We start from the raw sequence: 25,154 nt of genomic DNA, 5'->3' as shown, positions 1-25,154 counted from the left end.
ACGCCCTGAGGGTCCGGCCGCGCCGCTTGCCCGTCGCAGCCTCACGCCACCCGTGCGTTGTCGCGCCGTGATTCGACACGGGGTGGTCTGAAGGATGTTCGATCGTGCCGCCTCGCCACAGCCGGCATCCCTTTTGCCAACGGTCCGGACCACGAAGACCGAAGAGGTCGCAGCGAGCGTCGATCGACAAGCGTCGCCCCTGCCCTCGCCGAAGCGGCCGTCGTCACCCGTCGCTACGGCCCGCTTCGAGAGCGGGCACCTGACATGCGCGGACGGTCAGCCGCTTCGCAGGCTTCCAGCTGTTGGCCGAGGATATGGGCGACGAGTTCGGCATGGGCCGTGACCTGCGGCAGTCCCATCAACTCGCCGAACGTGCCGCGAGCCAGCGGTCCGGCAATGAAGAGACCGGGCACGACGGAGCCGTCCCGGCGCAGGGCACGGTGCTCGGCGTCGACATGCAGGCCGAGACCCACACGGTCGAGATCGATGAGACCCGCCTCGAAGAGCGAGCGAACCGGCTCTCGCTCCACGACGGCGCGATGGGCTGGGCCGGTCGTGTTGACGACGATGTCGAAGTCCCGGTTCTCGATCGCCCGTCCGCCGCGCGGTCGATAGGCCACGGTGAGCCCCGCGTGCCCCGACTGCGAGGAGACGAGCGAGGCTGCGACGAGGCGCAGCCGCCCCTCCCCTTGCGCGCGGTCGAGGACCGCGGCCACCTGCGGCGCGATCCGGAAACGGTGGACGTCCCAGAAGCTGCGCAGCCGACGCACGAGCTGGCGTCGTTCCCGCTCGGGAAGAGCGCTCCAGATCGTCGGCCCTCCCGTCCGCAGGGCGTCGAGCACCGCGTGCCAGCTGATGCCCATCGCGGCCGCCTCGTCGATGGCGTAGCGGGTGTTGCGCGTCAGTTCACGGACCGTACGCGCCGGCGCCGAGGTGAAGTCGCCGAAGGGTTCGACCGCCGACGGGGCGTGGCCGCGCGAGCGCAAGCCGTTGCGCGACAGCATGAGGATCGGGCCGCGATGCCCGCGCCGGTCGAGCGAGGCGACCATGTCGGCGGCCGTCAGCCCGCTGCCGACGACGAGGACGCGCGCATCGCGTGGCACCGAATCCAGCACGCCCGGCTCGCCGGGATCGACGACGAAGCGCGGATCGCCGGACAGGGCGCGCAGCGCCGCCGGCACCGCCGGCGGCGGATGCGTCGTCGCCACGACGAGGAGATCGGCATGGAGCACCCCGTCCGCCAGAGCGACGTCGAACGTCCCGTCGGGACGGCGCGCGATCGCCTCGGCCGCCGTGCGGCGGTGGACGATCCGGCCGCTCGCGACGAAGGGCGCGAGGGCATCGGCGACGTAGCGCCCGAAGAGGCCCCGCTGCGGAAAGGCCTGGCCCGACGCGCTCACGGCGTCCGGATCGTCCGCGATAGTGCCGGTCGCCCGGAGCCAGCGCGCGAAGGCGTCCGGGTCCTGCGTGTCGAGGCTCATCCGGTCGGCGGGCACATTGATGCGGTGGGCGGGATCGCGCGTCGAATAGGCGAGCCCCGCCCCCAGCACCTCGCGCGGTTCGACGACGACGATCTGCGCCCGCCGCCTCGCCGGGGACCGCGCGAGATGGTAGGCGACGGCCGCGCCGGTGAAACCGCCGCCGATGATGGCGAGCGTCGTCACGACTGGCTGGCGATCCGCGTCGGGCGGCTGTCGCCGGCGATCGTCTCGCCGAAGGGGCCGGTGTTGACCCCCGCCGAGCGCGCGCGCAGCGGATGGGCCAGCGGCAGCCGCGGCAGGACGAGTTCGCCGAAACGGTAGGCTTCCTCGAGATGCGGGTAGCCCGACAGGATGAAGCTGTCGATGCCGAGGCGGCGGTACTCGTCGATCCGCTCCGCCACCGTGTCGGGGTCTCCGACCAGCGCGGTGCCCGCGCCGCCACGCACGAGGCCGACGCCCGCCCACAGGTTCGGGCTGACCTCCAGCTTGTCGCGCCGGCCGCCGTGGAGGCGGCTCATGCGGGCCTGTCCGACCGAGTCCATCCGCGAGAAGACCTCCTGCGCCTGCGCGATGGTCGCGTCGTCGAGACGGCTGATCAGGTCGTCGGCCGCTTCCCAGGCCTTGGTCGTCGTCTCGCGGACGATCACGTGGAGGCGGATGCCGAAGGAGACCTCGCGCCCCTTCTTCTCCGCCAGCGCGCGCACGGTCTCGATCTTCTCGGCGACGAGCGCCGGGGGCTCGCCCCAGGTCAGATACTTGTCGATCTGTTCGGCCGCGACGTCGTTGGCCGCTTCCGACGACCCGCCGAAATAAAGCGGCGGATAGGGCGTCTGGACCGGCGGAAAGAGCAGCCGGCCGTCCGAGATGCGGAAGTGCTTGCCCTCGTGCTCGACCGTCTCGCCAGCGAGCACGCGCTTGTAGATGTCGAGGAACTCGCGCGTGACCTCGTAGCGCTCGGCATGGCTGAGGAAGATGCCGTCGCCACCGTTCTCCTTGGGATCGCCGCCGGTCACCACGTTGATCAGGAGCCGGCCGTTGGAGATCCGGTCGAGGGTCGCCGTCATGCGCGCGGCGAGCGTCGGGGACTGGAGGCCCGGACGCACGGCCACCAGGAAGCGCAGCCGCTCCGTCAGCGGCGCGAGCGCCGAGGCGATCACCCAGGAATCCTCGCAGGAGCGGCCGGTCGGCAGCAGCGCGCCGTAATAGCCGAGCTGATCGGCGCCCTGCGCGATCTGCTTGAGATACGGGAGATCGACCGACCGGCCGCCCTCGCTGGTGCCGAGATAGCGGCTGTCGCCGTGCGTCGGCAGGAACCAGAGGACGTTGATGGCGTCGGGAATGGAATGGGGCATGGGCTCGGGACCTCCTCGATCGATGCGCCGGGCGTCAGACGGCCGCGCGATAGGCGCCGTAGCGGCCGTGGCTGTAGACGAGCGGATCGCCCGCCCCGAGGCGTACGGCCCTGACCGCGCCGAAGACCAGCGCGTGGCTATGGTGCTCGATGATCCGCTCGACCTCGCAGTCGACCACGGCGAGCGCCCCTTCGAGAAGGCTCGCGCCGGTCTCGAGGATGGTCCAGTCGGCACCGAGATAGCGGTCGGCGCCCTTGGCGCCGCCACGTCCGGCGAAGCGGTCGGCGACGCCCTCCTGGTGTGCCGCCAGGAGGTTGACGCCGTAGTGGCCGAAGCGACGGACCACCGGAAGCGTCGAGGACGAGAGGTTGAGCGAGACCAGCATGGTCTCCGGCTCCATCGACAGGGAATGGGCCGAGGTGACGGTGGCGCCCGTCCGATCCGCGCCGGTGCCTGCGGTGACGACGCAGACACCGCCGACGAGGTGGCGCATCGCATCCTTGAGGCCGGGCGCGGCCGGGGGCGCGGCCAGCTTGCCGGCGTGGAAATGGCTGCGGATGAAGGGAGCGGTGACGGACATCACGAGACCTTGAGCGACAGATGGGAGGCAGGCGCGGCGGCAGACGCCGTGCGCGCAGACAGATGGGCGGACGCGCCGGCATGGCGCGGGGCTAGGCGATCACCCTCGCCCAAAAGGCGGCGGCGCAGCGTGCCTTCGGCGTAGGCGGTCTTGTAGCGGCCCCTCGCCTGCAGGGCGGGAACCACGAAGCGGGTGACATCGTGCCAACATTCCGGCACGACGGTTCGGGTCAGGTTGAACCCGTCGATCTCGCCCTCGTCCACCCAGCGCGCCATTTCGGCCGCCACCGTGTCGCCGGAACCGACGAGGAGCGGATAGCGGCCGCCGAGCTTCAGCCCGTCGAGGAGCTGGCGCTTCGACAGGCCCTTGCGGCGTGCCGCGGCGGTGGTCGACTGGATGGCGTTGGTCGGGCCGTAGGCGATCTCGTCGTCGGGGCCGTAGCGCGAGAAATCGATGCCGCTGCCGGCCGCAAAATGCGCAAGACCTGCCTCCGGGCTGGCATGGGCGACATAGTCGAGAAGTCGCTCCTCGGCCTCGGCGTCCGTCGCGCCGGTGACGACGCTGAGACCCACGAAGATGCGGATGTCGTCGGCCTGACGCCCGGCAGCGACGACGGCCGCACGAAGCTCGCGCGCGGTGCGGCGCGCGGCCTCCGGGTCGGAAGCCGAGATGAACACGCATTCGGCATGGCGCGCGGCAAAGCGCTGCCCCCGGCCCGAGGTGCCGGCCTGAAACAGGACGGGCGTGCGCTGCGGCGAGGGCTCCGACAGGTGATAACCCCGCCCCTGGTAGTACGGACCGTCATGCCGGATCTCGTGGATCGCGGCGGGGTCGGCGAAGACGCGCGCGTCCTTGTCGCGGCGCACGGCGTCCTCGTCCCAGCTCGTTTCCCAGAGCTTGTAGAGGAAGTCGAGATAGTCGTCCGCCCGATCGTAGCGCTCGTCGTGCTCGGCCATGGCATCGCGCCCGACGGCTCGGGCTGCGCTGTCGAGATAGCCGGTGACGATATTCCAGCCGATCCGCCCGTCCGTCAGGTGATCGAGCGTCGAGAAGCGGCGCGCGAAGGTGTAGGGATGTTCGACCGCCGTGTTGACCGTGACGCCGAAGCCGAGATGCTCGGTCACGGCGGCCATCGCAGGCACCAGCAGCGTCGGGTCGTTCACCGGCAACTGGATCGCTTCACGCGCCGTCAGGTCGATCGAGCCGCCATAGACGTCGTAGACGCCGACGATATCGGCGATGAACACGGCGTCGAAGAGACCGGCCTCCAGCGTGCGGGCGAGTTCGGTCCAGTAGCCGATCGTCGTGTAGTCCTGCGACCGGTCGCGCGGATGCGTCCACAGGCCGTGGTTGATGTGGCCGACGCAGTTCATCGTGAACGCGTTCAGAAGGATCTCTTTGCGGGCCGTCATGCCGTGTGCTCCTCGGGTCGCGCCGCGGCGCGACGGGCAACGGTGCGCAGGGAAGGTATGGTCGCGGGCGCTCTTCCGCCACGTCGAGAGGCCGGGAAGAGGGTCGCCGCGACAGGCACGAGCGGGTGGAAGCGGTTCATCGCCGTTTTCCCGGTCAGCGAGCGCGCAGGCGGCGGACGGCGAAATCGCCCGCAAATTGCACCACCGAGACCAGCGCCACCAGGATGACGATGACGACCAACATCAACGTCGTGTCGAAGCGCTGGTAGCCGTAGCGGATCGCCAGATCCCCGAGCCCTCCGGCCCCCACCGCCCCGGCCATGGCCGAGGCGCCGATCATGGTGACGAGCGTCACCGTGAAGCCGCCGACTAGGCCCGGCAGCGCTTCGGGCAGGAGGACGTGGCGGATGATGTGCCGCCGCCGGCATCCCATCGCCTGCGCCGCTTCGATCAGGCCGCCGTTCACCTCGCGCAGCGAGACTTCCGCGATGCGCGCGAAGAAGGGCGTCGCCGAGATCGACAGCGGGACGATCGCCGCCCAGACGCCGATCGTGGTGCCGGTCAGAAACCGTGTGAGCGGCAGGAGCGCGACGAGAAGTACGATGAAGGGCGTCGCGCGGAAGCCGTTGACGATCGCCGACAGGACGCGGTGCGCCACGGGCGCCGCCACGATGCCGCCCGGCGACGAGAGGACGAGGAAGAGCGCCAGCGGAACGCCGGCCAGAAGCGCGATCCCCGCCGAGATGCCGACCATCGAGAGCGTGTCGAGAAGCGCCTGCTGGAGGCGCGCGATCATCGCGTCAGACATAGCCGAGAACCTTCGCCTGCGTGTTCGGGATGGCGTTCACCTTGAGCCCTTCGGACCCGAGCCTGACTGCCAGGAGGAGGCGCCCCTGCGTATGACCGCCGATCCGCTCGATCGCGGCGTCGACGAGGCGCAGGCCGCCGGGGAAGCGCGCGGCGAGGAGCGCGAGGTCGGGCTCCGACGTGCCGAGATAGCGAAGTTCGACCAGCGCCTCCTCGTCGTCCGTGCCGCGCGCTTCCAGCGACAGGCGCGCTGCGAGATCGTCGGGCAGGCCCCGCGTCAGCGGTGCGAGCAGCGCCTTCGTCGCCGGATGAGCCGGCCGACCAAACACCTGCCAGACCGGCCCGGTCTCCGCGACCTCGCCGCGGTCGAGCACGAGAACGCGGTCGCAGATCTCGCGGATCACGCTCATCTCGTGGGTGATCAGGATGACCGTGAGGCCGAGCGTGCGGTTGATGTCCTTCAGGAGCGAGAGGATCTGCAGCGTCGTCTCGGGATCGAGCGCCGAGGTCGCCTCGTCGCACAGAAGGATCTCCGGCTCGGACACCAGCGCCCGCGCGATGCCGACGCGCTGCTTCTGCCCGCCCGACAGGCGCGAGGGATAGACGCCCTCCTTGCCTTCGAGCCCGACCAGCGCCAGCACCTCGGCGACGCGCCGGTCGATCTCGGCACGCGGTGCGCCGGCGACGCGCAGCGGCAGGGCGACGTTCTCGCGCACGGTCTTGGCCGATAGGAGGTTGAAGTGCTGGAACACCATGCCGACCCGGCGCCGGAAGGCGACCAGCGCGTCGGTGCCGAGCGCTGAGACGTCCTCGCCGTCGACGAGGACGCGGCCTTCGGTCGGCTCCTCCAGCCGGTTCACCAGCCGCAGGAGGCTCGACTTGCCCGCGCCCGACCGGCCGATGATGCCGAACACCGAGCCCTCGGGCACCTCGACGTCGATGCCGCCGAGCGCCCTGACGTCGCCGGACGCGGCGCGATAGGTCTTGCCGACGCCCTCAAAACGCACCGAACCGGCGCGACGACCTGCGAGCGGGCGCTCCGCCGTCCTCGACGCCTCGCGCGCGAACGGGGGAAGCGAGGCGGCAAAACCCGATCGGGCGAGGGGAAGGGCGAGTTCGGACATAACATTACCTTCGGATCGGAACCGGGACACGGGCGGCGGGCCGGGGCCTCAGTTCTCCCAGGCGATCGTGTAGAGCTTCGGATCGTTGGCGAACGCCGTGCCGATCGCCTCGCGAACCTTGGGCGAGGTCTGGAAGATCTTGACGAATTTCGCGATGTCCGGGTCCGCGGCGCGGTCCTTGGCGACCACGAAGCGGATCGCGAACTGGCGGTCGTCGATGCCGGAATAGATGAGGCCGCTCGCCGGATCGAAGGCCTTGGCCGCGACGATGAAGTGCGGATAGCCGAGCGCGAGGTCGACGTCGCCGGTGACGCGCACGAGTTGCGGCCCCTCGACTTCGGTGAAGCTGAGGTTCTTCGGGTTCTCGACGATGTCGTCGAGCGTGCCCTTGAAGCCGACGCCGTCCTTCAGCTTGATGAGGCCCGCCTTTCCCAGAAGCAGGAGGCCGCGCCCCTGGTTCACCGGATCGTTGGCGATGGCGACCGTTCCGTTCTCGGGGATCTCGTCGAAGCTTTTGTGCTTCAACGAATAGAGCCCGATATTGGCGAGCGTGCCGGTGCCCACCTCGGCGAACTCGTAGCCGCGCTCCGCCACGGCGTTGTCGAGGAAGGGCTTGTGCTGGAAGTAGTTGACGTCGATGTCGCCGGCCGCGAGCGCGATGTTGGGTGTCGTCCAGTCCGAGAACTCGACCACCTCGACGTCGAGCCCCTCGGCCTTCGCCTCCTCCGCGGCCGCCGCGACGGAATCGGCATAGGCGCCAGGCGTGACGCCGACCTTCAGGGCGTCGGCATGGGCCAGGGAGGACAGCCCGAGGACGGCGGTGGCGATGCTGGCGAGAAGAAGCGTCTTCATAGGTTCCGGGCTCGAGCTTGCGGTGGGTGGCATCAGCCCGCGCCGTGCTGACGGCGTCGAACATGTCATCAGGGTAAGCCTTCAATATCTACCGACAAAGTATATTATTCTGTTTCTGTCGGACGGGACGGATTCCTTTTTCGGCGTCCTGAACCTCTCGGCGCCGGAGGGATGCAGCACGCCCTGAGCGCCGCAGCAGGGCCTTAGATAGATCGCCGCGGGCGGCCGGGCGCGGCCGGCTTCGATCTGGTCCCCCGGCTGCACGGGCATACGGGAGCCGCGCGCATACGCGCGAACTCGACGCCTTAAGCTATTCTGTCGAACGAGAACGGTGCGGCCCTCGATCCGCAACATCGACCGGCTTGCCTTATGCTCCCGTTCATCCGATCGGCCGCCCGAAATTTGCGTCCCGGCCATCGAAATCAATAAAATCTACCTGTGAAGTAGATAATAGCCGCGTAAGCTTTCAGGCATCCAGCGACCTGAAGGGTTCCGCTCATGACCGTCCGCATTCTCGGCATCTCCGGCAGCGTCCGCCGCCCATCGCGCACCACGACGCTGGTTGCGCAACTGACCGATCGCATCGCCCGAGCGCTCGGCGGAACGGGCGAGGTGATCGAACTCGTCGATGCCGCCCCCCACCTTTTTTCGGCCTTGGAGCGCGATGCCCTCGGCGAGACCGGCCGCGACCTGATCCAGCGGATCGAGACCGCCGATGCGCTGGTCGTCGGCACGCCGGTCTATCGGGCCTCCTACACGGGCGCCCTCAAGCACCTCTTCGATCTCGTCGATCACCGGGCCCTCTCCGGCCGGCCCGTCGTGCTCGCGGCGACCGGAGGCAGCACGCTGCATGGCCTCGTGACCGAGCACCAGCTTCGCCCGCTCCTCTCCTTCTTCGGCGCGCTGACGCTGCCGACGACGCTCTACGCCACCGAGGCCGACTTCGAGAGCTTCGCGCTCACCGACCCCGCCATCGCCGCCCGCGTCGAGCGCGCCGCGCGCGAGGCCGCTCAGCTGATCGCGGCGCAGCGCCGCGCCCCGACCGCCGTCCCCGCCCCGATCGCCATCGGCGGTTGATCCAACCGTTCCGCCAGGGAGAACCGACATGAGCCATTCCGACGACAACCAGCCCACGAAGTTCGCCTACTGGGTACCCAACGTGTCCGGCGGTCTCGTGATCTCGAACATCGAGCAGCGCACGAGCCACGATCCGCAATACAACGTCGAGCTGGCGCAGGTCGCCGAGGCGGCGGGCTTCGACTACGCCCTCAGCCAGATCCGCTTCACGGCCGGCTACGGCGCCGACGAGCAGCACGAGAGCGTCTCGTTCAGCCACCACCTCCTGGCGAACACCACGAGCTTGAAGGTCATCGCGGCCATCCTTCCCGGCCCGTGGAATCCGGCGCTCGCCGCCAAGCAGCTCTCGACGATCAACATCCTGACCGGTGGGCGCGTTGCCGTGAACATCGTGTCCGGCTGGTTCCGCGGCGAGTTCCACGCGATCGGCGAGCACTGGCTTGATCACGACGAGCGCTATCGTCGGTCGGAGGAGTTCATCCGCTCGCTGCGCGGCGTGTGGAACGAGGACACCTTCTCCTTCCGCGGCGACTTCTACCGCTTCAACGACTACGCGCTGAAGCCCAAACCCGTCGATCCGCAGCCGGAAATCTTCCAGGGCGGCTCGTCGCGTGCCGCGCGCGACATGGCCGCTCGCGTGTCGGACTGGTACTTCACCAACGGCAACACGCCGGAAGGGCTCGCCGCGCAGGTTCAGGACATCCGGGCCAAGGCCGCCGAGAACGGCCGTTCGGTGAAGGTCGGCATCAACGCCTTCGCGATCGTCCGCGACACCGAGGAGGAGGCGATGGCGGTGCGCGACGAGATCGTCGCCAAGGCGAACCCGGAGGCCGTCAACGCCTTCGGCCACGAGGTGAAGAACGCCGGCAAGGCGTCTCCCGAGGGCGAGGGCAACTGGGCGAAGTCCACCTTCGCCGACCTCGTCCAGTATAATGACGGCTTCCGCTCCAACCTGATCGGCACGCCGCTCCAGGTCGCCGAGCGCATTGTGGCCCTCAAGCGGGCGGGGGCCGACCTGATCCTTCTCGGCTTCCTCCACTTCAAGGAAGAGGTCGAGTATTTCGGCCGCACGGTGATCCCGCTCGTGCGCGAGCTGGAAGCCGCGGGCGAGGCCCGGGCCATCGCGGCCGAATAGCCCCGCATCGGCCGCCGGACGGGCGGCCGACCCCTCCCATCGTCAGGACCACCGAGATGACGGCTTTCCTTCTGGATGTCGCGCAGGGCTTTGCTGCGCCGTCCGACCAGTCCGGCGTGCGGGCCGAACCGCAGGTCGCACACCTCGAGCGCGGCGGTGCGGCGCTCGCCCTGTCCGGCGTTTCGCTGTCCTTCGGCGGCGTCAGCGCGCTGTCGGGCATCGACCTCGCAGTGCGTCCCGGCGAGATCCGCGCGATCATCGGCCCGAACGGCGCCGGCAAGAGTTCGCTGGTCAATGTCCTCAGCGGCCTCTACCGGCCCGATCGCGGCGAGATCGGGATCGGTGATGAGAGGTTCGCCCGCGTCAGGCCGAGCCGGCTGGCGCATCTTGGGCTCGCGCGGACCTTCCAGAACCTCGCCCTGTTCCGCGGCCTGTCGGTGCGCGACAACGTCGCCACCGGCCTTGCCCACCGCCGACGCGCCACCTGGCTCGGCAACGTCCTCGGGACGCCCGGCGCGCGCCGCGACGCGCGCGCCGTGGCCTGGGCGGTGGACGAGGTGCTGGCGGAGCTGCGGCTCGGCGCGATCGCCGATCGGCCGGCCGGCGCCCTGCCCTACGGCCTCCAGAAGCGGGTCGAGCTCGCTCGCGCGCTCGTCGCGCGGCCGAGGGTGCTAGTCCTCGACGAGCCGATGGCCGGCATGACCGCGACGGAAAAGGCCGAGATGGCAGCCGACATCCGGGCGGCCCACGCCCGCCTCGGCTGCACGATCGTCCTCATCGAGCACGACGTCGGCATCGTCATGAGCCTGTCCGATCGCGTCGCCGTCCTCGACTACGGGCGCAAGATCGCCGACGGCACGCCCGCTGCCGTCTCGACCGATCCCGCGGTCATCGACGCCTATCTCGGCACCGTCCACGCGGAGGCCGCGTGATGACCGACGGTTTCGACTGGCTGTTCTTCACGGAGGTGCTCGTCGGCGGGCTCCTGTCCGGCGTCATGTACGCCCTCGTCGCGATCGGCTTCGTCCTGATCTACAAGACGTCGGGCGTCCTGAACTTCGCGCAAGGGGCGATGCTCCTCTTCTCGGCGCTGACCTTCGTCAGCCTCGTGGAGCGCGGCGTGCCCTTCGCGCTCTCGCTCGTCGCCACGCTCCTCGTGATGGCGCTCCTCGGGCTCGCGATCGAGCGCGCGGTCCTGCGCCCGCTCACCAACCGGCCGCCGATCACGCTGTTCATGGCGACGCTCGGCCTGTCCTACATGATCGAGGGCGCCGCACAGCTCCTCTGGGGCACACAGGTCCACGCCCTCGACCTCGGGATCGAGGACATCCCCTTCGACGTCGGCGGCGTCTTCGTCTCGCAGTTCGACCTCTTCGCCGCCGGGACGGCCGCGACGCTGGTCGCCGCCCTCATCGCCTTCTTCCGCTGGACCCGTATCGGGCTCGGCTTCCGGGCCGTGGCCGACGACACCTACGCCGCGCTCGCGGTCGGGCTGAAGCTACCGGTGATCTGGGCGAGCGTGTGGATGGCGGCCGGCGTCGTCGCCCTCGTCGCGGGGCTTCTCTGGGGCGCGCGGCTCGGCGTCCAGTTCTCGCTGTCGCTGGTGGTGCTGAAGGCCCTGCCCGTCCTCGTCCTCGGCGGCTTCGACTCGATCCTCGGCGCCATCGTCGGCGGCCTCCTGATCGGCGCCGGCGAGAAGCTCGCGGAGGTCTATCTCGGCGAATATTTCGGCGGCGGCATCGAAAGCTGGTTCGCTTATGTCGTCGCCCTCGCCTTCCTTCTGGTTCGTCCCGGCGGCCTGTTCGGCAAGCCGGCGGTGGAGAGGTATTGACCCATGTCCACCATCGCTGCAGCTAGCGTCGCGATCGGCCAACCCGCGGTCCAACCCCGCCTGCAGGTCCCCCTCCTTCCGCTCGCCTCGCTCATCGTCGCCTACGGCGTCGTACCGTTCGTGGGCACCGACTACCTCTTCGACGCCCTCCTCACCCCGTTCCTGGCGCTCAGCCTCGCCGCGCTCGGGCTCAACCTCCTGACCGGCTATGCCGGGCAGCTCTCGCTCGGCTCGGCGGCCTTCATGGCGGTCGGCGCGTTCGCCGCGTTCAACTTCGACCTCCGGGTTCCCGGCCTGCCCATCCTCGCCTCGATCGCGCTTGGCGGCCTTTCGGCCTCGGCCGTCGGCCTCGTCTTCGGGCTGCCGAGCCTTCGCCTGCGCGGTTTCTATCTCGCGGTCTCGACGCTGGCCGCGCAGTTCTTCGTCGCCTGGGCGCTGACGAAATTCGGCTGGTTCTCCAACGGCAGCGCCTCCGGCGTCATCGACGCGCCGGTGCTGCGGGTCGCCGGATACACCTTCGCCTCGCCCGTCGAGCGCTACCTCTTCGCCCTGACGCTCGTCACCGGCCTGACCGCCCTCGCGTGGCGGTTGGTCAACTCGGCCACCGGGAGCGATTTCATCGCCGTGCGCGACGACGAGGCGGCGGCCCGCATCATCGGCGTGCCGGTGCTGCGCACCAAGCTCCTCGCCTTCGCCCTGTCGTCCTTCGTGATCGGCGTCGCCGGCGCGCTCTGGGCCTTCGCCTACCTGCGCACCGTGGAGCCACACGGCTTCAACCTCGATCGCTCGTTCCAGATCCTCTTCATCGTCATCATCGGCGGGCTTGCGACCCTTCGCGGCGCCTTTCTGGGGGCGGCGCTCATCGTCGTCTTCCCGCTTCTCCTGTCGCGCGCCGGCCAGTTCCTCTTCGGCGGCGTCTTCGACAGCGGCGCGCTGGAGATGACGCAGCGGATGATCCTCGGGGCCCTGATCATCGCCTTCCTGATCCTCGAGCCGAACGGCCTCGCCGCGCTTCTCGACCGACTGACGCGGCGCCTTCGCCCCGCGGCCTGACGCCCCACCGACAACCCGAACAACAAGGGAGCCGGAGCGGTGTCGCTTCGGACCACAGCTGGAGTCTGTCCCATGACAAGCCTGAAACGCCTGCGCACCGCGGCCCTCGCCACCGCGCTCGCCCTCACCGCCCTCGGCATCGCCGTCCCCGGTTCGGCGCGCGCCGACGAGCAGTACTTCCCGCTCCAGAGCTACCGCGTCGGGCCCTATGCCGCCGGCGGCACCGGCTTCTTCGGCGGCTTCATCGACTACCTCAACCTCATCAACACCCGCGACGGCGGCGTGAACGGCGTCAAGCTCACCTGGTCGGAGGGCGAGACGCAGTACGAGGTTGAGAAGGGCGTCGAGGTCTACGAGCGCCTGAAGGACGAGCCGAACATCGCCGCCTGGAACCCGCTTTCGGTCGGCATCGCCTATGCGATGATCGATCGGATCACGCAGGACAAGGTGCCGCTCGTCACCATCAACCACGGCCGGACCGACAGCACCGACGGCCGCGTGTTCCCCTACGTGTTCCCGCTTCTCCTCAACCCCTACAGCGAGACGTCGGGCATCGTGAACTATATCGCCTCCAAGGAGGGCGGGCTCGACAAGCTGAAGGGCAAGAAGATCGCCGTCCTCTACCACGGCTCGCCCTACGGCAAGGAGACCATCCCGATATACGAGCTGCTCGCCGAGAAGTACGGCTTCACGCTGACCCAGATCGAGGTGCCCCACCCCGGCAACGAGCAGCAGGCGCAGTGGCTGACGATCCGGCGCGCCAAGCCCGACTATGTCGTCCTGCGCGGCTGGGGCGTGATGAACCCGGTGGCGCTGAAGACGGCCCAGAAGACGGGCTTTCCCGTCGACCACATCGTCGGCAACGTCTGGTCCAATTCGGAGGAGGACGTGAAGCCGGCGGGCGATGCCGCCAAGGGCTACACCGCGATCACGACGCAGGCCTCGGGCAACAGCTATCCCGTGGTGCAGGAGATCGTGCGCACGCTCTACGACAAGGGCGAAGGGAACCTCGCCGACAAGGAGCGCATCGGCTCGGTCTACCACAACCTCGGCATCGTCAACGGCATCCTCAATGTCGAGGCCATCCGCATCGCTCAAGCGAAGTTCGGCCAGCGCACGCTGACGGGCGACGAGGTGCGCTGGGGCTTCGAGCACCTGCAGCTCGACCCCGCCCGCGTCGAGGCGCTGGGCGCCAAGGACCTCTTCCATTCGATCAACGTCACCTGGGACAACCACGAGGGCGACGGCTACGTGACCTTCCAGCAATGGGACGGCGCCAGGTGGAACGTCGTCTCCGACTGGATCGCGCCGGACTGGGCACTGCTTCGCCCGATCATCGAGAAATCCGCCGAAGCCTATGCCGCCGAGAAGGGCATCACGCTGCGCACCGCCGCCGACGCCGAGACCGTGGCGAGCGGCAAGCAGGCAGCCGCGCAGTAGCGCGGCGAAGGGAGCCGCGTCCCCTTCGCGGCTCCCGCCCCTTTTTCCGAACCATCGGAGGCCCGCATGTCCGTCGCCGCACCGCCGATCCTTGCGCTTGAGGCAGTCCACGCCGTCTACGATGCGTCGATCCTTGCCCTCTCCGGCGTCTCGCTCGCCGTCGGACACGGCGAAATCGTCGCGATCCTCGGCTCGAACGGGGCCGGCAAGTCGACCATCCTGAAGGCGGTGTCACGCCTCCTCAAGGCCGAACGCGGGCGGCTGACGGACGGGCGCATCCTCTTCGAAGGCGGGGACACCGCGTCCCTCTCGCCGGGGAATCTCGTGCGCCGCGGCCTCGTGCCGGTGCTCGAGGGGCGCCACTGCTTCAAGTCGCTCACCGTCGAGGAGAACCTCGTGACCGGTGCGATCGGCCGCGGGTCCTCGCGAACCGAGGCGTCCGAGGATCTCGCCCGCGTCTACGCGACCTTCCCGCGCCTTGCCGAGAAGCGCCGGCTCGCCGCCGGACTCGTGTCGGGCGGCGAGCAGCAGATGGTGGCGATCGGCCGCGCCCTGATGGGCCGCCCCCGCCTTCTCGTCCTCGACGAGCCGTCGATGGGGCTGGCGCCCAAGGTCGTCGAGACGATCTTCGACGCGCTCACCGAGCTCAACCGCCGCGACGGGCTGTCGATCCTCGTCGCTGAGCAGAACTCGGCGGTCGCGCTACGCCACGCCAATCGCGCGGTCGTCATCGAGCACGGCGCATCCGTCCTGGCCGGCACCGCCGCCGAGCTTCGCGCCCGAGACGACATCCGCGCCTTCTACCTCGGCCTCGGGTCTGCCGCCCCGGCCAAAGCATCCCATCCCTGATTTGACGACAAGGAGCCGTCCCATGACGATCGCCGGACAGAAGATCGAAGCCGCCGGACAAGCCGTTCCGGGCGTGCCGCGCCCGACCACGCCCGCCCACATCATCCGGGACGACGCGGAGGCCATCGCGGTCGCCCACGCGATCGCCGAGCGCATCCGTCCCGGCGCCGCCCGGCGGGACGCCGAGCGCATCTGGCCGGTCGAGGAGCTCGACGCCTATTCGCAGTCCGGCCTCTGGTCGATCAACGTGCCCAAAGCCTTCGGCGGTCCCGAGGTGTCCTACGCGACGCTCGCCAAGGTGATCGAGATCGTCTCGGCCTCCGACCCCTCGATCGGGCAGATCACGCAGAACCATCTCGGCGTCGTGGCCGCGATCCGCACCGTCTCGGACGAGGCGCAGAAGGCGCTTCTCTTCTCCGAGGTCATGAAGGGCGTGCGCTTCGGCAACGCCTTCTCGGAGTTCGGCTCCAGGCGCGCCGCCGACTTCGAGACGCGGTTCGTCGATGCCGGCGACCACGTGGTTGTGACGGGTCGCAAGTTCTACTCGAGCGGCGCCCTCCTGGCCCATCTCGTGCCGATCGTGGCGCTCGATGAGGAGGGTCGCGCCTGGTACGCCATCGCCGATCGGAACGCCGAGGGCCTGACCGTGATCGACGACTGGTCCGCCTTCGGCCAGCGCACGACCCTGTCGGGAACGGTCATCCTCGACGGGGTGAAGGTGCCGAAGACCCATCTCGTGCCGGGCTACAAGGGCTACGAAGTGCCGACGGCCGACGGCGCGATCTTCCAGATCATCCAGGTCGCCGTCGACACCGGCATCGCGCGTGCCGCGATCGAGGACACGATCGACTTCGTGCGCACGAAGTCGCGCGCCTGGGTCGATTCCGGACTGGAGCGCGCCTCCGACGATCCCTACACGATCCAGGCCGTCGGCTCGCTGACCGTGCGCCTCCACGCCGCGCAGGCGCTGCAGGACCTGGCCGGCCACGCGGTGGACCGCGCGGTCGCGGACCCGACCGCCGAGAGTGTCGCGGCCGCCCAAGTCGCGACGGCCGAGGCCAAGATCCTGTCGACCGAGATCGCGATCGAGGCGACCAACAAGTTGTTCGAGCTCGCCGGCACGCGCTCGACGCTCGCCGAGCACGGCCTCGACCGCCACTGGCGCAACGCCCGCACCCACACGTTGCATGATCCCGTGCGCTGGAAATACGCGATCGTCGGCCAATACGCCCTCAACGGCGTCAACCCGCCCCTCCACGCCTGGAGCTGATTGTCTCCCCTTCGAAGGATTGTCCCATGTCGGAACACAGCTATAAGCTCGTCGAAGTGGTCGGCTCCTCGCCGGTCTCGATCGAGGATGCGATCTCGAACGCGATCGGCGACGCCTCCCGGTCGCTGCGCCACATCCGCTGGTTCGAGGTCGTGGAGACCCGCGGCCATGTCGAGGACGGAAAGGTGGCCCATTACCAGGTGACGCTGAAGATCGGTTTCACCCTCGAGAGCTGACGGCGCCAAGGCCCGCCGTCACAGCCATCCAACGGAGCGTTCCATGCCCGAATCCCGCTTCGCCTTCGTCAAGGCGCAGTGGCACGCCGACATCGTCGACCGTGCGCTTCTCGGCTTCACCGAGATCATCCCGTCCACCCGGGTCGACGTCTTCGACGTTCCCGGCGCCTTCGAACTGCCGCTGATGGCGCGCGATCTCGCCGCGACCGGCCGCTACGACGCGGTGGCGGCCGCCGCGCTCGTGGTCGATGGCGGCATCTACCGCCACGACTTCGTGGCGCAGGCGGTGGTCGACGGGTTGATGCGCGCGGGGCTCGATACCGGCGTGCCGGTGCTGTCGGTCTCGCTGACGCCGCATCACTACCAGGAAACCGACCACCATCGCGGCATCTTCCGGGAGCACTTCGTCGAGAAGGGGCGCGAGGCCGCCCGAGCGGCCTTGGCGATCGTGGCCCAGCGCCGGCGCTTGGCCCCTCTCCCCGTAGCTGCCGCCTAGCTGCCCGCTCAGCCCGGCGCCGGCGCGGCGTGTCCGCCTTCGGCTCCGGGCGACCGATCCTTCGACGTCTCGCCATGTCCGTCCGGGTGCCCCGTCTCGCTCGGTTTGATGCGGAACCAGGCGACGTAGAGCGCAGGAAGAAACAGGAGCGTCAGGACGGTTCCGACGATGATGCCGCCCATCATGGCAAAGGCCATCGGCCCCCAGAAGATCTCGCGCGAAATCGGGATCAGGGCGAGCGAGGCGGCGGCGGCCGTCAGCAGGATGGGCCGCATGCGGTGCTCCGTGGCATCGAGCACTGCGTCCCAGCGGCCCCACCCCTCGCGGATATGGTCCTCGATCTGCACGATGAGGATCACCGAGTTGCGGATCAGGATACCGATCAGCGCGAGCACGCCGAGGATGGCGACGAAGCCGAGCGGCGCGCCCGAGGGAACCAGCGCCGCGACGACGCCGATGAGGCCAAGCGGCGCGACGGCGACGACCATGAAGAGCCGCTGGAAGCTCTGCAGCTGGAACATGAGGATGGTCGTCATCGTCAGGAGCATCAGCGGCAGGACGCCTGCGATCGGCCCTTGCCCCTTGGCGCTCTCCTCGACCGCGCCGCCGACGGCGATCGAGTAGGACGCCGGAAGCTTGGCGCGCAGCGCCTCGATCTGCGGCGCCAGTTCCTGGTCGATCGTGGCAGGCTGCACGTCCGAGATCACGGTCGCCTTGACGGTGATCGTCGGCACGCGGTCGCGTCGCCAGATGAAGGGCTGTTCCATCTCGTAGTCGAAGGTGGCGACGGCGGCGAGCGGGATGACACGGCCGTCCTGTGTGTTGAGCTGGAGATTGCGCAGCGTCTCGATCGAGTTGCGCTCCTCGTCGCTCGCCCGGCTGACGACGTTGACGAGATAGATCGCATCGCGGATCTGGGTGGCCGTGGTGCCGCCGACGACGTTGCCGAGCGCCGAGGCGATGTCCTGTGAGGAAATGCCGAGCTGGCGGGCCTTGTCCTGCAGGACGTTCACCTTGACCACGCGTGCGGGCTCGTTCCAGTCCATCGTCACGCGGCCCATGTTGGGATTGCCGCTGACGATGCCGGCCACCTCCTGTGCCCGTTCGCGGACCGCCTCGAGATCCGGACCGCTGACGCGGTACTGGATCGGCCGCCCGACGGGAGGGCCGAGGTCCATCGTATGGACGAAGACGTCGGTTCCCACGAACTCGCGCTCGCCGATGTCGCGGAGCTTGGCGATCACGCGGTCTCGCGCCTCGACGTCGGGCGTCATGATGACGATCTGGCCGTAGTTCGGGCTCGACGGCTGCACGTCGAAGGACAGGACGAAGCGCACCGCCCCCTGGCCGACATAGGACGACCAGTAAGTGACGTCCGGATCGTCCCGCAGGTTCGCCTCGAAGCGGTCCATCTGCGCGCGCGTCTCGTGGATCGAGGTGTTCTGCGAGGCCGTCCAATCGACGATCACCTCCGGTCGGTCCGAGGTCGGGAAGAACTGCTGCTGGACGAAGCCCATGCCGAAGATCGAGCCGGCGAAGAGCGCGACCGTGACGAGGATCGTCAGCCATTTGAAGCGCACGCAGAACCGAAGAAGCCCGGCGAAGACCCGCCCGAGCCAGCCCCGCTTCTCGGAATGCTTCTTCATCGACTTGGGCATGAACGTCACGCCGAGGACCGGCATGAAGAAGACGGCGACGATCCACGACACGATGAGCGACACCGCGATCACGACGAAGAGCGTGAAGGTGAACTCGCCGGCGGCGCTGCTGTTGAGCCCGACGGGCATGAAGCTCGCGACCGTGACGAGCGTTCCCGTCAGCATGGGAAAGGCCGTCGAGGTGTAGATGTAGGTCGCCGCCTTGTGGAGGTCGTCCCCCACCTCCAGCCGTGCCACCATCATCTCGATGGCAATCATCGCGTCGTCGACGAGGAGGCCCAGCGCGATGATGAGGGCGCCGAGCGAAATGCGCTGGAGCGAAATGCCCGCATACTCCATGACCATGAAGGTAATGGCGAGGGTCAGGGGAATCGCCAGGGTGACGATGAATCCGGCGCGCAGGCCGAGGCTGACGAAGGACACTGCCAGAACGATCACGATCGCTTCGGCAAGGGCGGTCGTGAAGCCGCCGACCGCCTCCTCGACGACGTGAGGCTGGTCGGAGACCAGATGCAGGCCGACGCCGATCGGAAGCTCGGCCTCGACGGCCCGCATCTCGGTCGACAGCGCCTCTCCGAACTCGAGGAGGTTCGCCCCCGCCTTCATGCCGATCGCCAGCCCGAGGGCCGGTTCGCCCTTGTAGCGGAACAGCGCCTGCGGCGGGTCCTCGTAGGTGCGCACGATCCTTGCGACGTCGGACAGGCGGAAGAAGCGGTCGTTGATCCAGAGATTGACGTTGCGCAGGCTGTCTTCCGAGGCGAACTGGCCGTTGACGCGCACCGTGATGCGCTCGCCGTCGGCATCGATCGTTCCGGATGGCACCACCGCATTCTGCGCGGCCAGCGCATCGATGATGGTCTGCTGGCTGAGGCCGAGGGACGCGATCTCGCGAACCGAGAACTCGAGATAGATCACCTCGTCCTGCGCGCCGATCAGGTTGACCTTCCCGACATTCGGCACGCCGAGGATCTTGGCGCGGGCCGCCTCGGCATAGTCCCGCAGCTGGCGCGGGGAGACCCCGTCCGCGGTGAGGGCGTAGATGTTGCCGTAGACGTCGCCGAAGTCGTCGTTGAAGAAGGGACCCTGGACGCCCGAGGGCATCTCGGGCTGGATGTCGCGAATGAGGTTGCGCGCCCGCACCCATTGCTGCGGCACGTCCTCGGCCTGCGTCGTGTCGAGCAGATAGAGGTAGACGGTGGTCGAGCCCGGCGACGTCAGGCTCTTGGTGTAGTCGATCTGCGGAAGCTCCTCGAGCTTCTTCTCGATCCGCTCGGTGACCTGATTGACCGTGTCCTCGAGACTGGCGCCGGGCCAGTTCGCCTGGATGATCATCGTCTTGATGGTGAAGTTGGGATCCTCTTCCCGGCCGAGGTTGAGGTAGGAGAGAGCGCCCGCCACCGCGAAGACGATCATGAAGTACCAGGCGAGCGAGCGATGCTGCAGGGCCCATTCCGACAGGTTGAAACCCTTCAACGCACGAGCTCCTGTTCGATCTTCACCGCCTGGCCTTCCTCGAGCGAGTTCACGCCGGCCGTGACGACGCGCATGCCCGCATCGAGGCCGGACGTGACGCGGATATCGCCGCCGTCGGTCGCCTCGAACGTGACCGGCCGGCGGGTGACCTTCGGCCCCGCTTCGTCGACGACCCAGACGAAGGCTCCGTCGCCGGCCTTCAGAAGGGCCGTCTCCGGCAGCCGCATCTCCCCCTCGCTCCCGCTGTCGAGCCTTGCATCGACCGTCGTGCCCACGCGAAACGACGGTGGCGGATCGAGAAGGGTGATCAGGACGCGCCGCGTGCGGGTGGCCGAATCCGACCGCGGTGCGATCTCGCGGACCTTTCCGGCCGCTTCCTGGCGTGGATCGATCTGGAGGGAGACCCGGAACGGCTGGCCCACGCCAAGCGAGCCGACATATTCGTCGGGGACATCGACGGCCGCCTCGCGGACATCGGCCTGAGCCACCGTGATCGCGGCCTGGCCGACTTCCACGACCTGGCCGACCTCGATCGCGACGCTGGTGACGATCCCATCGGTTTCGGACAGGAGGCGGGTGTAGCCGAGTTCCTGCTTCGCCTTGTCGAGGGCGGAGCGGCGACTGCTGACAGCGGCCTCGGCGCTCGCCAGCTGCTGGTTCGCACTGTCGAGCTGCGCCTGCGGACTGGCGTTCAGCTGCACCAGCGCGACCTGCCGGTCCCGGGTCTTGCGGGCGTTCTCCGCCTGCGCCTCGGCCGCGGCGAGTTCGCCCTGCAGTGAGCGGACGGACAGGGCCTGCGCCTGCGGATCGAGGGAGGCGAGGAGTTCCCCCGCCTCGACGGTGTCGCCGACGTCGACGTCGCGGCTGACGACACGTCCGGCGATGCGGAATGCGAGGTCGCGCGAATAGCGCGGCTCGACGGAACCGGCGAATGTCGGCTCGGCCCGCGCCGACCGCTCCACGACGATCGAAAGGACGGGACGCACGGGAGGAGCGGCCGGCTGTTCCTCGCCTTCGCTGCAGGCCGAAAGTGCGGCGACCGCCAGCGCAAGGGCGAGATGTCGGAGCCGGATCATGCGGAAGCGTCCTGCGCCACGTCGACGACCTGGCCTTCGCGCAGGAGCTGGGATCCGGCCGTCACGACCCGCTCCCCCGGCTTCAGGCCCGCTTTGACGAGAATGTAGCCCGTCCGGTAGCTGTCGACCTCGATGGAGCGCAGCGAGACCGCGCGCGTCGTCTCGTCGACGACCCACACGGCCGGCCCCTTGGCGTCAGCCGTCAGCGCCCTCCACGACAGCATCGCAAGATCCTGCCGGCGTCCCTGCCCGACCCCGACGACGGCCGCACCCAGCCCCATCTGCGGCGGCGGGTTCAGAAGCGTCAGGCGCACGCGAACCGTTCCGGTCCGATCGTCGAATGTCGGCGAGATCTCACGGACCCGCGCCTTCGCCTCGACGGCGGGATCGCTCACCAGCCGCACCGTCAGTTCGGTCGACGGCGAAGGCTCGTCCAGGAGAAGCGCCTCGTAGACGTCGAACACGGCCTCGCGCTCGCCGTCGTGGGCCAGGGTGAAGACGGGCTGGGCCGCCGCGGCGACCTGACCGGTTTCGGTGCGCCGCTCGGTGATGATGCCGTCGGCATCCGCCCTGAGCTCCGTGAAGGTCAGCTGCTCGCGCGCGTTGCCCAGCGAGGCGCGCGCGCTGTTCAGGCTGCCTTCCGCATTGCGAAGGTCCTCGCGCGCGTTCTCGAAACTGCTTCGCGTGGTGGACCCGCTCTCGAGGAGCTGCTGCTGGCGCTGGAAAGTGGTGCGGGCCTGATCGAACGTCGCCTCCGCCGAGGCGACACTGGCCTGCGCCGCCTCGACGTCCGCCTGCTGCTGGGCCGGATCGAGGCGGGCCAAGAGATCCCCGGCGCGCACGCGGTCGCTGACATCGACGAAGCGCTCGACGACGCGGCCGTTGATCTGGAACGACAGCTGGCTTTCGACGCGTGCCGCGACCGACCCCGTCAGCGACAGATCCGCCGCGGTCGGCTCGAAACTGACGACCTCGGTCGCGACCCGCTCCGGCTTCTGTTCCGGTGCGGGTGCCTTGTCAACACAGGCTGTCAGCGCACCGAGCACCACCGCCCCGAGCATCGCCCGGCGCAGTCGATAGCCCGTGATCAAACGTAGCGGCATGCCCATCCGCATCGGCCCCCAAGACATGACGATGCCCCCACGGGGCGAGACGGGGCCAGCGACGCTCGTTCCGCTCGACCCCGGCCCGCCGCCGCCGGCCCCCCATTGAGCGCGGTCATATGCTACGTCTCCGTTCCTTTTCAATGGAGCGGGGTGACGGGCCAGACGACAAACCACGCGCCCTCTCGCGGCAATCTGTTCCCCCGTTTCGTCTTTCAGCCAACAGGATTGATACGCGACCGTTCGATAAACTGCCCTAAGTCGGCTAGACCCGTTCCGAATCCCGCCCCCCGCGCCTTCGTCGCGCACCCGCAGCGACAGAGCCCACCCGCCTTCCAGCATCCACGACGCGTCCCAATGCCGCACAGCAAGCAACCGGCAGATGCCGACCGAACCCCGCCACCGCCGATGAAGGTCGGATCGAGGACGCGCGGACGGCCCTCACCGCAGGAAGCCCAGCAGCTGACTGAACTGATCCTGTCGATCGCGCGGCGCCTCTTCATCGAGAAGGGCTTCGAGGAGACCAGCATCGACGAGATCTGCGCCATCGGCAAAATGTCGAAGAAGACGTTCTACGCCCGCTTCGGGGAGAAACAGGATCTCTTCCGCGCGGTCGTCGGCGTTCTCGTCAACGAAATCATCCTCGACGCTCGCTCGAAGGTCGGAAGGCGCCCCGACGAGAATCTCCACGATTACCTGACACGCGTCGCGTTGGACCTCCTGTCCTACGCCATCCGCGCGGATGTGGTCGCGCTGGACCGCCTGATGATCGCGGCAACGCCGAAGTTTCCCGGCCTGATCAAGACCTACGAGGGCGCGCGTCGATCGGCCGCCGATCTCATCGTGCCCTTCATCGCCGAAGCGCAAGCGCGGGGCGAGATCCGGGAAGCCGATCCGCACAAGGTCGCCGAGCACTTCCTCGGCTTCACCGTCATGGAACGCATGAGGACCGCAAACTTCGGCGTCGAGCCGAACCATGTCACCGACGAGGACGTGGCCACGACGGCGGAACGCGTCGACGTCTTCCTGAACGGATACCTCCGCCGGACGCCCATTTAGCCGCAACGTCCAGCGCTGGCCGAAGGACGAGACGCACCTCGCAGACGGCGAAGCCGCTCAGCCGACGTCGGGCCCGGCGCCGCGCGGGTCTCCGCCCTCTCCTCTCGTCCCGGGATGCCGATCGCGGCTGCGGTCGCCAGCGTTGGCTCGACCGCAAGGGTGATGACGGCCGGGACCGCCTGATCGAAGGCAGCGAAGGATGCCGCGCGCAGCGCTTCGGCTGCCGCGTCCGGCGGGCGAGCGGACGCAGGGCTCGCCTTCGGCAAGTCGAAGGATCGAGGCGCCCGCCTCGCCTTTCTCGCCACCGAAGGCGTCCAGACGCACCTGCCGTGCAACGTCCAAGATGATCGCGCGACGGTTTCTCTCGGGTGCCGCCCCGCTGCCTCTCCGGCAAACGTCCGATCTACCGCGCAACACCTCGGGCGCACTTTTCAGTTGGCTAAAGTCTTAAGTTTATCGTGCGACGATTGGAATGATCTTCCACACGTCTCGGGGATGGCAATGCTACGGACCGTTCGGCAGAAGCTCTTGGCGATCAGCGTTGCGGTGCTGTTCCTCATCGTCGGGGGCATGGGTCTGGGGCTCTGGTCGACGGGTCGGCTCGGCGCCGCGCTCGATGCGTCGGATACGGCTGGCGATATCATGCAGAACCATATGCAGGCCGACATGATGCACGACGCCTTGCGCGCCGACGTCCTGTCCGCGATCGTCGGGCAGACAGGCGAGTACAAGATCGACCTGGCGAAGGTGCGCGCGGAGACCGCGGAACACGTGGCCGACTTTCAAGCAGCCATCGAACGCAACCGCCAACTTGCCACCGCAGCCGAAATCCGCGGCGTCCTCGACGCCCTGACCGCACCGTTGCAGGACTACAGCGCGGCGGCCAGCACGATCATCGACCGTATCGGGCGCGGCGAAACGGTCGCGCAGCCCGTTCTCGACGACTTCGTGCACCGGTTCGACGTGCTCGCCGAACGCATGGAAGCCGCCTCCAACGCGATCGACGGGATGGTCGTTCGAGAGAACCAGAAGGCCGACGGCATCCAGTCGCTCAGCCAGCGCATCTTTCTGGCGCTGATGGGCGTCGGGCTCCTGTTCTCGGCGGGCCTTGCCGCCTTTGTCGCGTTCGCCGTCTCCCGCCCGATCCGCGTCCTGTCCAGCAACATGCGCGCTCTGGCCGGCGGAGATCTGGACGTGCGCCTCCATGGCGCGGACCGTCGCGACGAGGTCGGCGAGATCGTGCGCGCCGTTCGCGACTTCCAGACCTTCCTCACCGCCAGGGCGAGCAGCGAGGCGGAAGCGGCAAGCGAGCGACAAAGCCGCGAGCGCGAGAGCCTCCAGCGCCAGCAGGCGATCGACAACGCGAAGGCCGACGATCTTCGCGCCTTCGTGCATGCGGTGGAGGCGGGCTTCGCGCGCCTGTCGGCGGGCGACCTGACGGTACGCATGGGCGAGGCCGTGGCGCCCGAGTTCGAGCCGATCCGCGCCCAGTTCAACCAGTCGGTGGCCCAGCTCGAGGCGACCATCGGCGACGTCGTCCAGGCGGTCGGCGCGATGCGCTCAGGCCTGTCGGAGATCACGGTCGCGGCGGGCGATCTCTCCCAGCGCACCGAGCAGCAGGCGGCGGGCCTCGAGGAGACGGTGGCAGCGCTCGGAGAGGTGACGCGCGGCGTCGGCGAGACGGCGGCCCGGGCCGATGCCGCCCGCCAGTCGGCGTCCACCGCCTGCCGCGAGGCCGAGCGGGGCGGCGAGATCGTCGGCCGCGCGGTGGCGGCGATGGCCGAGATCGA

The 25,154-nt window shown here is 68.8% G+C and carries 22 protein-coding genes; 12 read left to right on the top strand and 10 right to left on the bottom strand.

Going from position 1 to position 25,154, the window contains the following annotated elements; genetic code table 11:
• Positions 1–233 precede the first annotated feature (233 nt).
• The 7 genes from BM175_RS17695 to BM175_RS17665 form a co-directional block, all read right to left on the bottom strand.
• A complete protein-coding gene (locus BM175_RS17695) occupies positions 234–1,664 on the bottom strand; it encodes an FAD/NAD(P)-binding protein (protein WP_090965395.1) in 1,431 nt (476 codons plus the stop codon).
• On the bottom strand, positions 1,661–2,833 hold the full coding sequence (ssuD, locus tag BM175_RS17690; protein ID WP_090965393.1) for an FMNH2-dependent alkanesulfonate monooxygenase: 1,173 nt from the start codon (positions 2,831–2,833) through the stop codon (positions 1,661–1,663). The genes BM175_RS17695 and ssuD overlap by 4 nt, the downstream gene beginning before the upstream one ends.
• Before the next feature lie 34 nt (positions 2,834–2,867).
• Positions 2,868–3,413 (bottom strand): flavin reductase family protein, encoded by a 546-nt coding sequence (locus BM175_RS17685; RefSeq protein WP_090965391.1) that lies wholly within the window; start codon positions 3,411–3,413, stop codon positions 2,868–2,870.
• Positions 3,413–4,825 carry an LLM class flavin-dependent oxidoreductase gene (locus BM175_RS17680; protein WP_090965389.1) on the bottom strand — a complete coding sequence of 471 codons (1,413 nt, stop codon included), beginning with the start codon at positions 4,823–4,825 and terminating at the stop codon, positions 3,413–3,415. The genes BM175_RS17685 and BM175_RS17680 overlap by 1 nt, the downstream gene beginning before the upstream one ends.
• Positions 4,826–4,979: 154 nt before the next feature.
• The gene (locus BM175_RS17675; protein ID WP_090965387.1) at positions 4,980–5,633 is read right to left on the bottom strand and encodes a methionine ABC transporter permease; all 654 of its coding nucleotides are present in this window, start codon (positions 5,631–5,633) and stop codon (positions 4,980–4,982) included.
• Positions 5,626–6,756: a methionine ABC transporter ATP-binding protein gene (locus tag BM175_RS17670; RefSeq protein WP_090965385.1), complete on the bottom strand. Its 1,131-nt coding sequence runs from the start codon at positions 6,754–6,756 to the stop codon at positions 5,626–5,628. The genes BM175_RS17675 and BM175_RS17670 overlap by 8 nt, the downstream gene beginning before the upstream one ends.
• 48 nt (positions 6,757–6,804) lie before the next feature.
• Positions 6,805–7,608 (bottom strand): MetQ/NlpA family ABC transporter substrate-binding protein, encoded by an 804-nt coding sequence (locus tag BM175_RS17665; RefSeq protein ID WP_090965383.1) that lies wholly within the window; start codon positions 7,606–7,608, stop codon positions 6,805–6,807.
• Positions 7,609–8,106: 498 nt separating this feature from the next.
• Here BM175_RS17665 and msuE point away from each other — a divergent pair, with 498 nt between their 5' ends.
• The 10 genes from msuE (at position 8,107) to BM175_RS17615 (ending at position 16,995) form a co-directional block, all read left to right on the top strand.
• A complete protein-coding gene (gene msuE, locus BM175_RS17660; RefSeq protein WP_090965381.1) occupies positions 8,107–8,685 on the top strand; it encodes an FMN reductase in 579 nt (192 codons plus the stop codon).
• A gap of 28 nt (positions 8,686–8,713) precedes the next feature.
• Entirely contained in the window at positions 8,714–9,820 is a 1,107-nt protein-coding gene (gene sfnG / locus BM175_RS17655; protein WP_090965378.1) for a dimethylsulfone monooxygenase SfnG, read from the top strand.
• Positions 9,821–9,876: 56 nt separating this feature from the next.
• A complete protein-coding gene (locus tag BM175_RS17650; RefSeq protein WP_090965376.1) occupies positions 9,877–10,752 on the top strand; it encodes an ABC transporter ATP-binding protein in 876 nt (291 codons plus the stop codon).
• Positions 10,752–11,651: a branched-chain amino acid ABC transporter permease gene (locus BM175_RS17645; RefSeq protein ID WP_090965374.1), complete on the top strand. Its 900-nt coding sequence runs from the start codon at positions 10,752–10,754 to the stop codon at positions 11,649–11,651. The genes BM175_RS17650 and BM175_RS17645 overlap by 1 nt, the downstream gene beginning before the upstream one ends.
• Positions 11,652–11,654: 3 nt before the next feature.
• Entirely contained in the window at positions 11,655–12,704 is a 1,050-nt protein-coding gene (locus BM175_RS17640) for a branched-chain amino acid ABC transporter permease (RefSeq protein ID WP_090965372.1), read from the top strand.
• A gap of 72 nt (positions 12,705–12,776) precedes the next feature.
• A complete protein-coding gene (locus BM175_RS17635; RefSeq protein WP_090965370.1) occupies positions 12,777–14,144 on the top strand; it encodes an ABC transporter substrate-binding protein in 1,368 nt (455 codons plus the stop codon).
• A gap of 66 nt (positions 14,145–14,210) precedes the next feature.
• The gene (locus BM175_RS17630; RefSeq protein WP_090965368.1) at positions 14,211–14,993 is read left to right on the top strand and encodes an ABC transporter ATP-binding protein; all 783 of its coding nucleotides are present in this window, start codon (positions 14,211–14,213) and stop codon (positions 14,991–14,993) included.
• A 22-nt stretch (positions 14,994–15,015) separates the two neighbouring features.
• Positions 15,016–16,263, top strand: a complete 1,248-nt coding sequence (locus BM175_RS17625; RefSeq protein WP_090965366.1) for an SfnB family sulfur acquisition oxidoreductase — start codon at positions 15,016–15,018, stop codon at positions 16,261–16,263.
• A 26-nt stretch (positions 16,264–16,289) separates the two neighbouring features.
• The gene (locus tag BM175_RS17620) at positions 16,290–16,499 is read left to right on the top strand and encodes a dodecin (protein ID WP_055888766.1); all 210 of its coding nucleotides are present in this window, start codon (positions 16,290–16,292) and stop codon (positions 16,497–16,499) included.
• Positions 16,500–16,542: 43 nt separating this feature from the next.
• Positions 16,543–16,995, top strand: a complete 453-nt coding sequence (locus BM175_RS17615; protein ID WP_090965365.1) for a 6,7-dimethyl-8-ribityllumazine synthase — start codon at positions 16,543–16,545, stop codon at positions 16,993–16,995.
• An 8-nt stretch (positions 16,996–17,003) separates the two neighbouring features.
• On the opposite strand, the gene BM175_RS17610 is transcribed toward BM175_RS17615, so the two are convergent.
• The 3 genes from BM175_RS17610 to BM175_RS17600 are packed head-to-tail and all read right to left on the bottom strand — an operon-like array spanning position 17,004 to position 22,305.
• The gene (locus BM175_RS17610) at positions 17,004–20,126 is read right to left on the bottom strand and encodes an efflux RND transporter permease subunit (protein ID WP_090965363.1); all 3,123 of its coding nucleotides are present in this window, start codon (positions 20,124–20,126) and stop codon (positions 17,004–17,006) included.
• Positions 20,123–21,202, bottom strand: coding sequence for an efflux RND transporter periplasmic adaptor subunit (locus BM175_RS17605; protein WP_090965361.1), 1,080 nt, complete (start codon positions 21,200–21,202; stop codon positions 20,123–20,125). Before BM175_RS17605 ends, BM175_RS17610 begins: the two co-directional genes overlap by 4 nt.
• Positions 21,199–22,305, bottom strand: a complete 1,107-nt coding sequence (locus BM175_RS17600) for an efflux RND transporter periplasmic adaptor subunit (protein ID WP_090965491.1) — start codon at positions 22,303–22,305, stop codon at positions 21,199–21,201. Before BM175_RS17600 ends, BM175_RS17605 begins: the two co-directional genes overlap by 4 nt.
• Before the next feature lie 357 nt (positions 22,306–22,662).
• Between BM175_RS17600 and BM175_RS17595 the strand changes: the two genes are divergently transcribed.
• A complete protein-coding gene (locus BM175_RS17595) occupies positions 22,663–23,364 on the top strand; it encodes a TetR/AcrR family transcriptional regulator (protein ID WP_090965359.1) in 702 nt (233 codons plus the stop codon).
• A 501-nt stretch (positions 23,365–23,865) separates the two neighbouring features.
• Positions 23,866–25,154, top strand: a 1,289-nt coding sequence (locus BM175_RS17590; protein WP_090965357.1) for a HAMP domain-containing protein, incomplete at its 3' end; no start/stop codon positions are given.

The sequence above is a fragment of the Aureimonas phyllosphaerae genome (assembly GCF_900113065.1).
GTDB classification, from domain to species: Bacteria; Pseudomonadota; Alphaproteobacteria; order Rhizobiales; family Rhizobiaceae; genus Aureimonas; species Aureimonas phyllosphaerae.
The sequence above is the reverse complement of the archived record's forward strand: the minus strand, read 5'-3'. Positions and strand labels throughout refer to the sequence as shown.

Bases quoted from the DNA above. Each gene is read 5' to 3' on its own strand.
- ssuD (WP_090965393.1), bottom strand. From the start codon at position 2,833: ATGCCCCATTCCATTCCCGACGCCATCAACGTCCTCTGGTTCCTGCCG.
- BM175_RS17685 (WP_090965391.1), bottom strand. From the start codon at position 3,413: ATGTCCGTCACCGCTCCCTTCATCCGCAGCCATTTCCACGCCGGCAAG.
- BM175_RS17680 (WP_090965389.1), bottom strand. From the start codon at position 4,825: ATGACGGCCCGCAAAGAGATCCTTCTGAACGCGTTCACGATGAACTGC.
- BM175_RS17675 (WP_090965387.1), bottom strand. From the start codon at position 5,633: ATGTCTGACGCGATGATCGCGCGCCTCCAGCAGGCGCTTCTCGACACG.
- BM175_RS17670 (WP_090965385.1), bottom strand. From the start codon at position 6,756: ATGTCCGAACTCGCCCTTCCCCTCGCCCGATCGGGTTTTGCCGCCTCG.
- BM175_RS17665 (WP_090965383.1), bottom strand. From the start codon at position 7,608: ATGAAGACGCTTCTTCTCGCCAGCATCGCCACCGCCGTCCTCGGGCTG.
- msuE (WP_090965381.1), top strand. From the start codon at position 8,107: ATGACCGTCCGCATTCTCGGCATCTCCGGCAGCGTCCGCCGCCCATCG.
- sfnG (WP_090965378.1), top strand. From the start codon at position 8,714: ATGAGCCATTCCGACGACAACCAGCCCACGAAGTTCGCCTACTGGGTA.
- BM175_RS17650 (WP_090965376.1), top strand. From the start codon at position 9,877: ATGACGGCTTTCCTTCTGGATGTCGCGCAGGGCTTTGCTGCGCCGTCC.
- BM175_RS17645 (WP_090965374.1), top strand. From the start codon at position 10,752: ATGACCGACGGTTTCGACTGGCTGTTCTTCACGGAGGTGCTCGTCGGC.
- BM175_RS17640 (WP_090965372.1), top strand. From the start codon at position 11,655: ATGTCCACCATCGCTGCAGCTAGCGTCGCGATCGGCCAACCCGCGGTC.
- BM175_RS17635 (WP_090965370.1), top strand. From the start codon at position 12,777: ATGACAAGCCTGAAACGCCTGCGCACCGCGGCCCTCGCCACCGCGCTC.
- BM175_RS17630 (WP_090965368.1), top strand. From the start codon at position 14,211: ATGTCCGTCGCCGCACCGCCGATCCTTGCGCTTGAGGCAGTCCACGCC.
- BM175_RS17625 (WP_090965366.1), top strand. From the start codon at position 15,016: ATGACGATCGCCGGACAGAAGATCGAAGCCGCCGGACAAGCCGTTCCG.
- BM175_RS17620 (WP_055888766.1), top strand. From the start codon at position 16,290: ATGTCGGAACACAGCTATAAGCTCGTCGAAGTGGTCGGCTCCTCGCCG.
- BM175_RS17615 (WP_090965365.1), top strand. From the start codon at position 16,543: ATGCCCGAATCCCGCTTCGCCTTCGTCAAGGCGCAGTGGCACGCCGAC.
- BM175_RS17605 (WP_090965361.1), bottom strand. From the start codon at position 21,202: ATGATCCGGCTCCGACATCTCGCCCTTGCGCTGGCGGTCGCCGCACTT.
- BM175_RS17600 (WP_090965491.1), bottom strand. From the start codon at position 22,305: ATGCCGCTACGTTTGATCACGGGCTATCGACTGCGCCGGGCGATGCTC.
- BM175_RS17595 (WP_090965359.1), top strand. From the start codon at position 22,663: ATGCCGCACAGCAAGCAACCGGCAGATGCCGACCGAACCCCGCCACCG.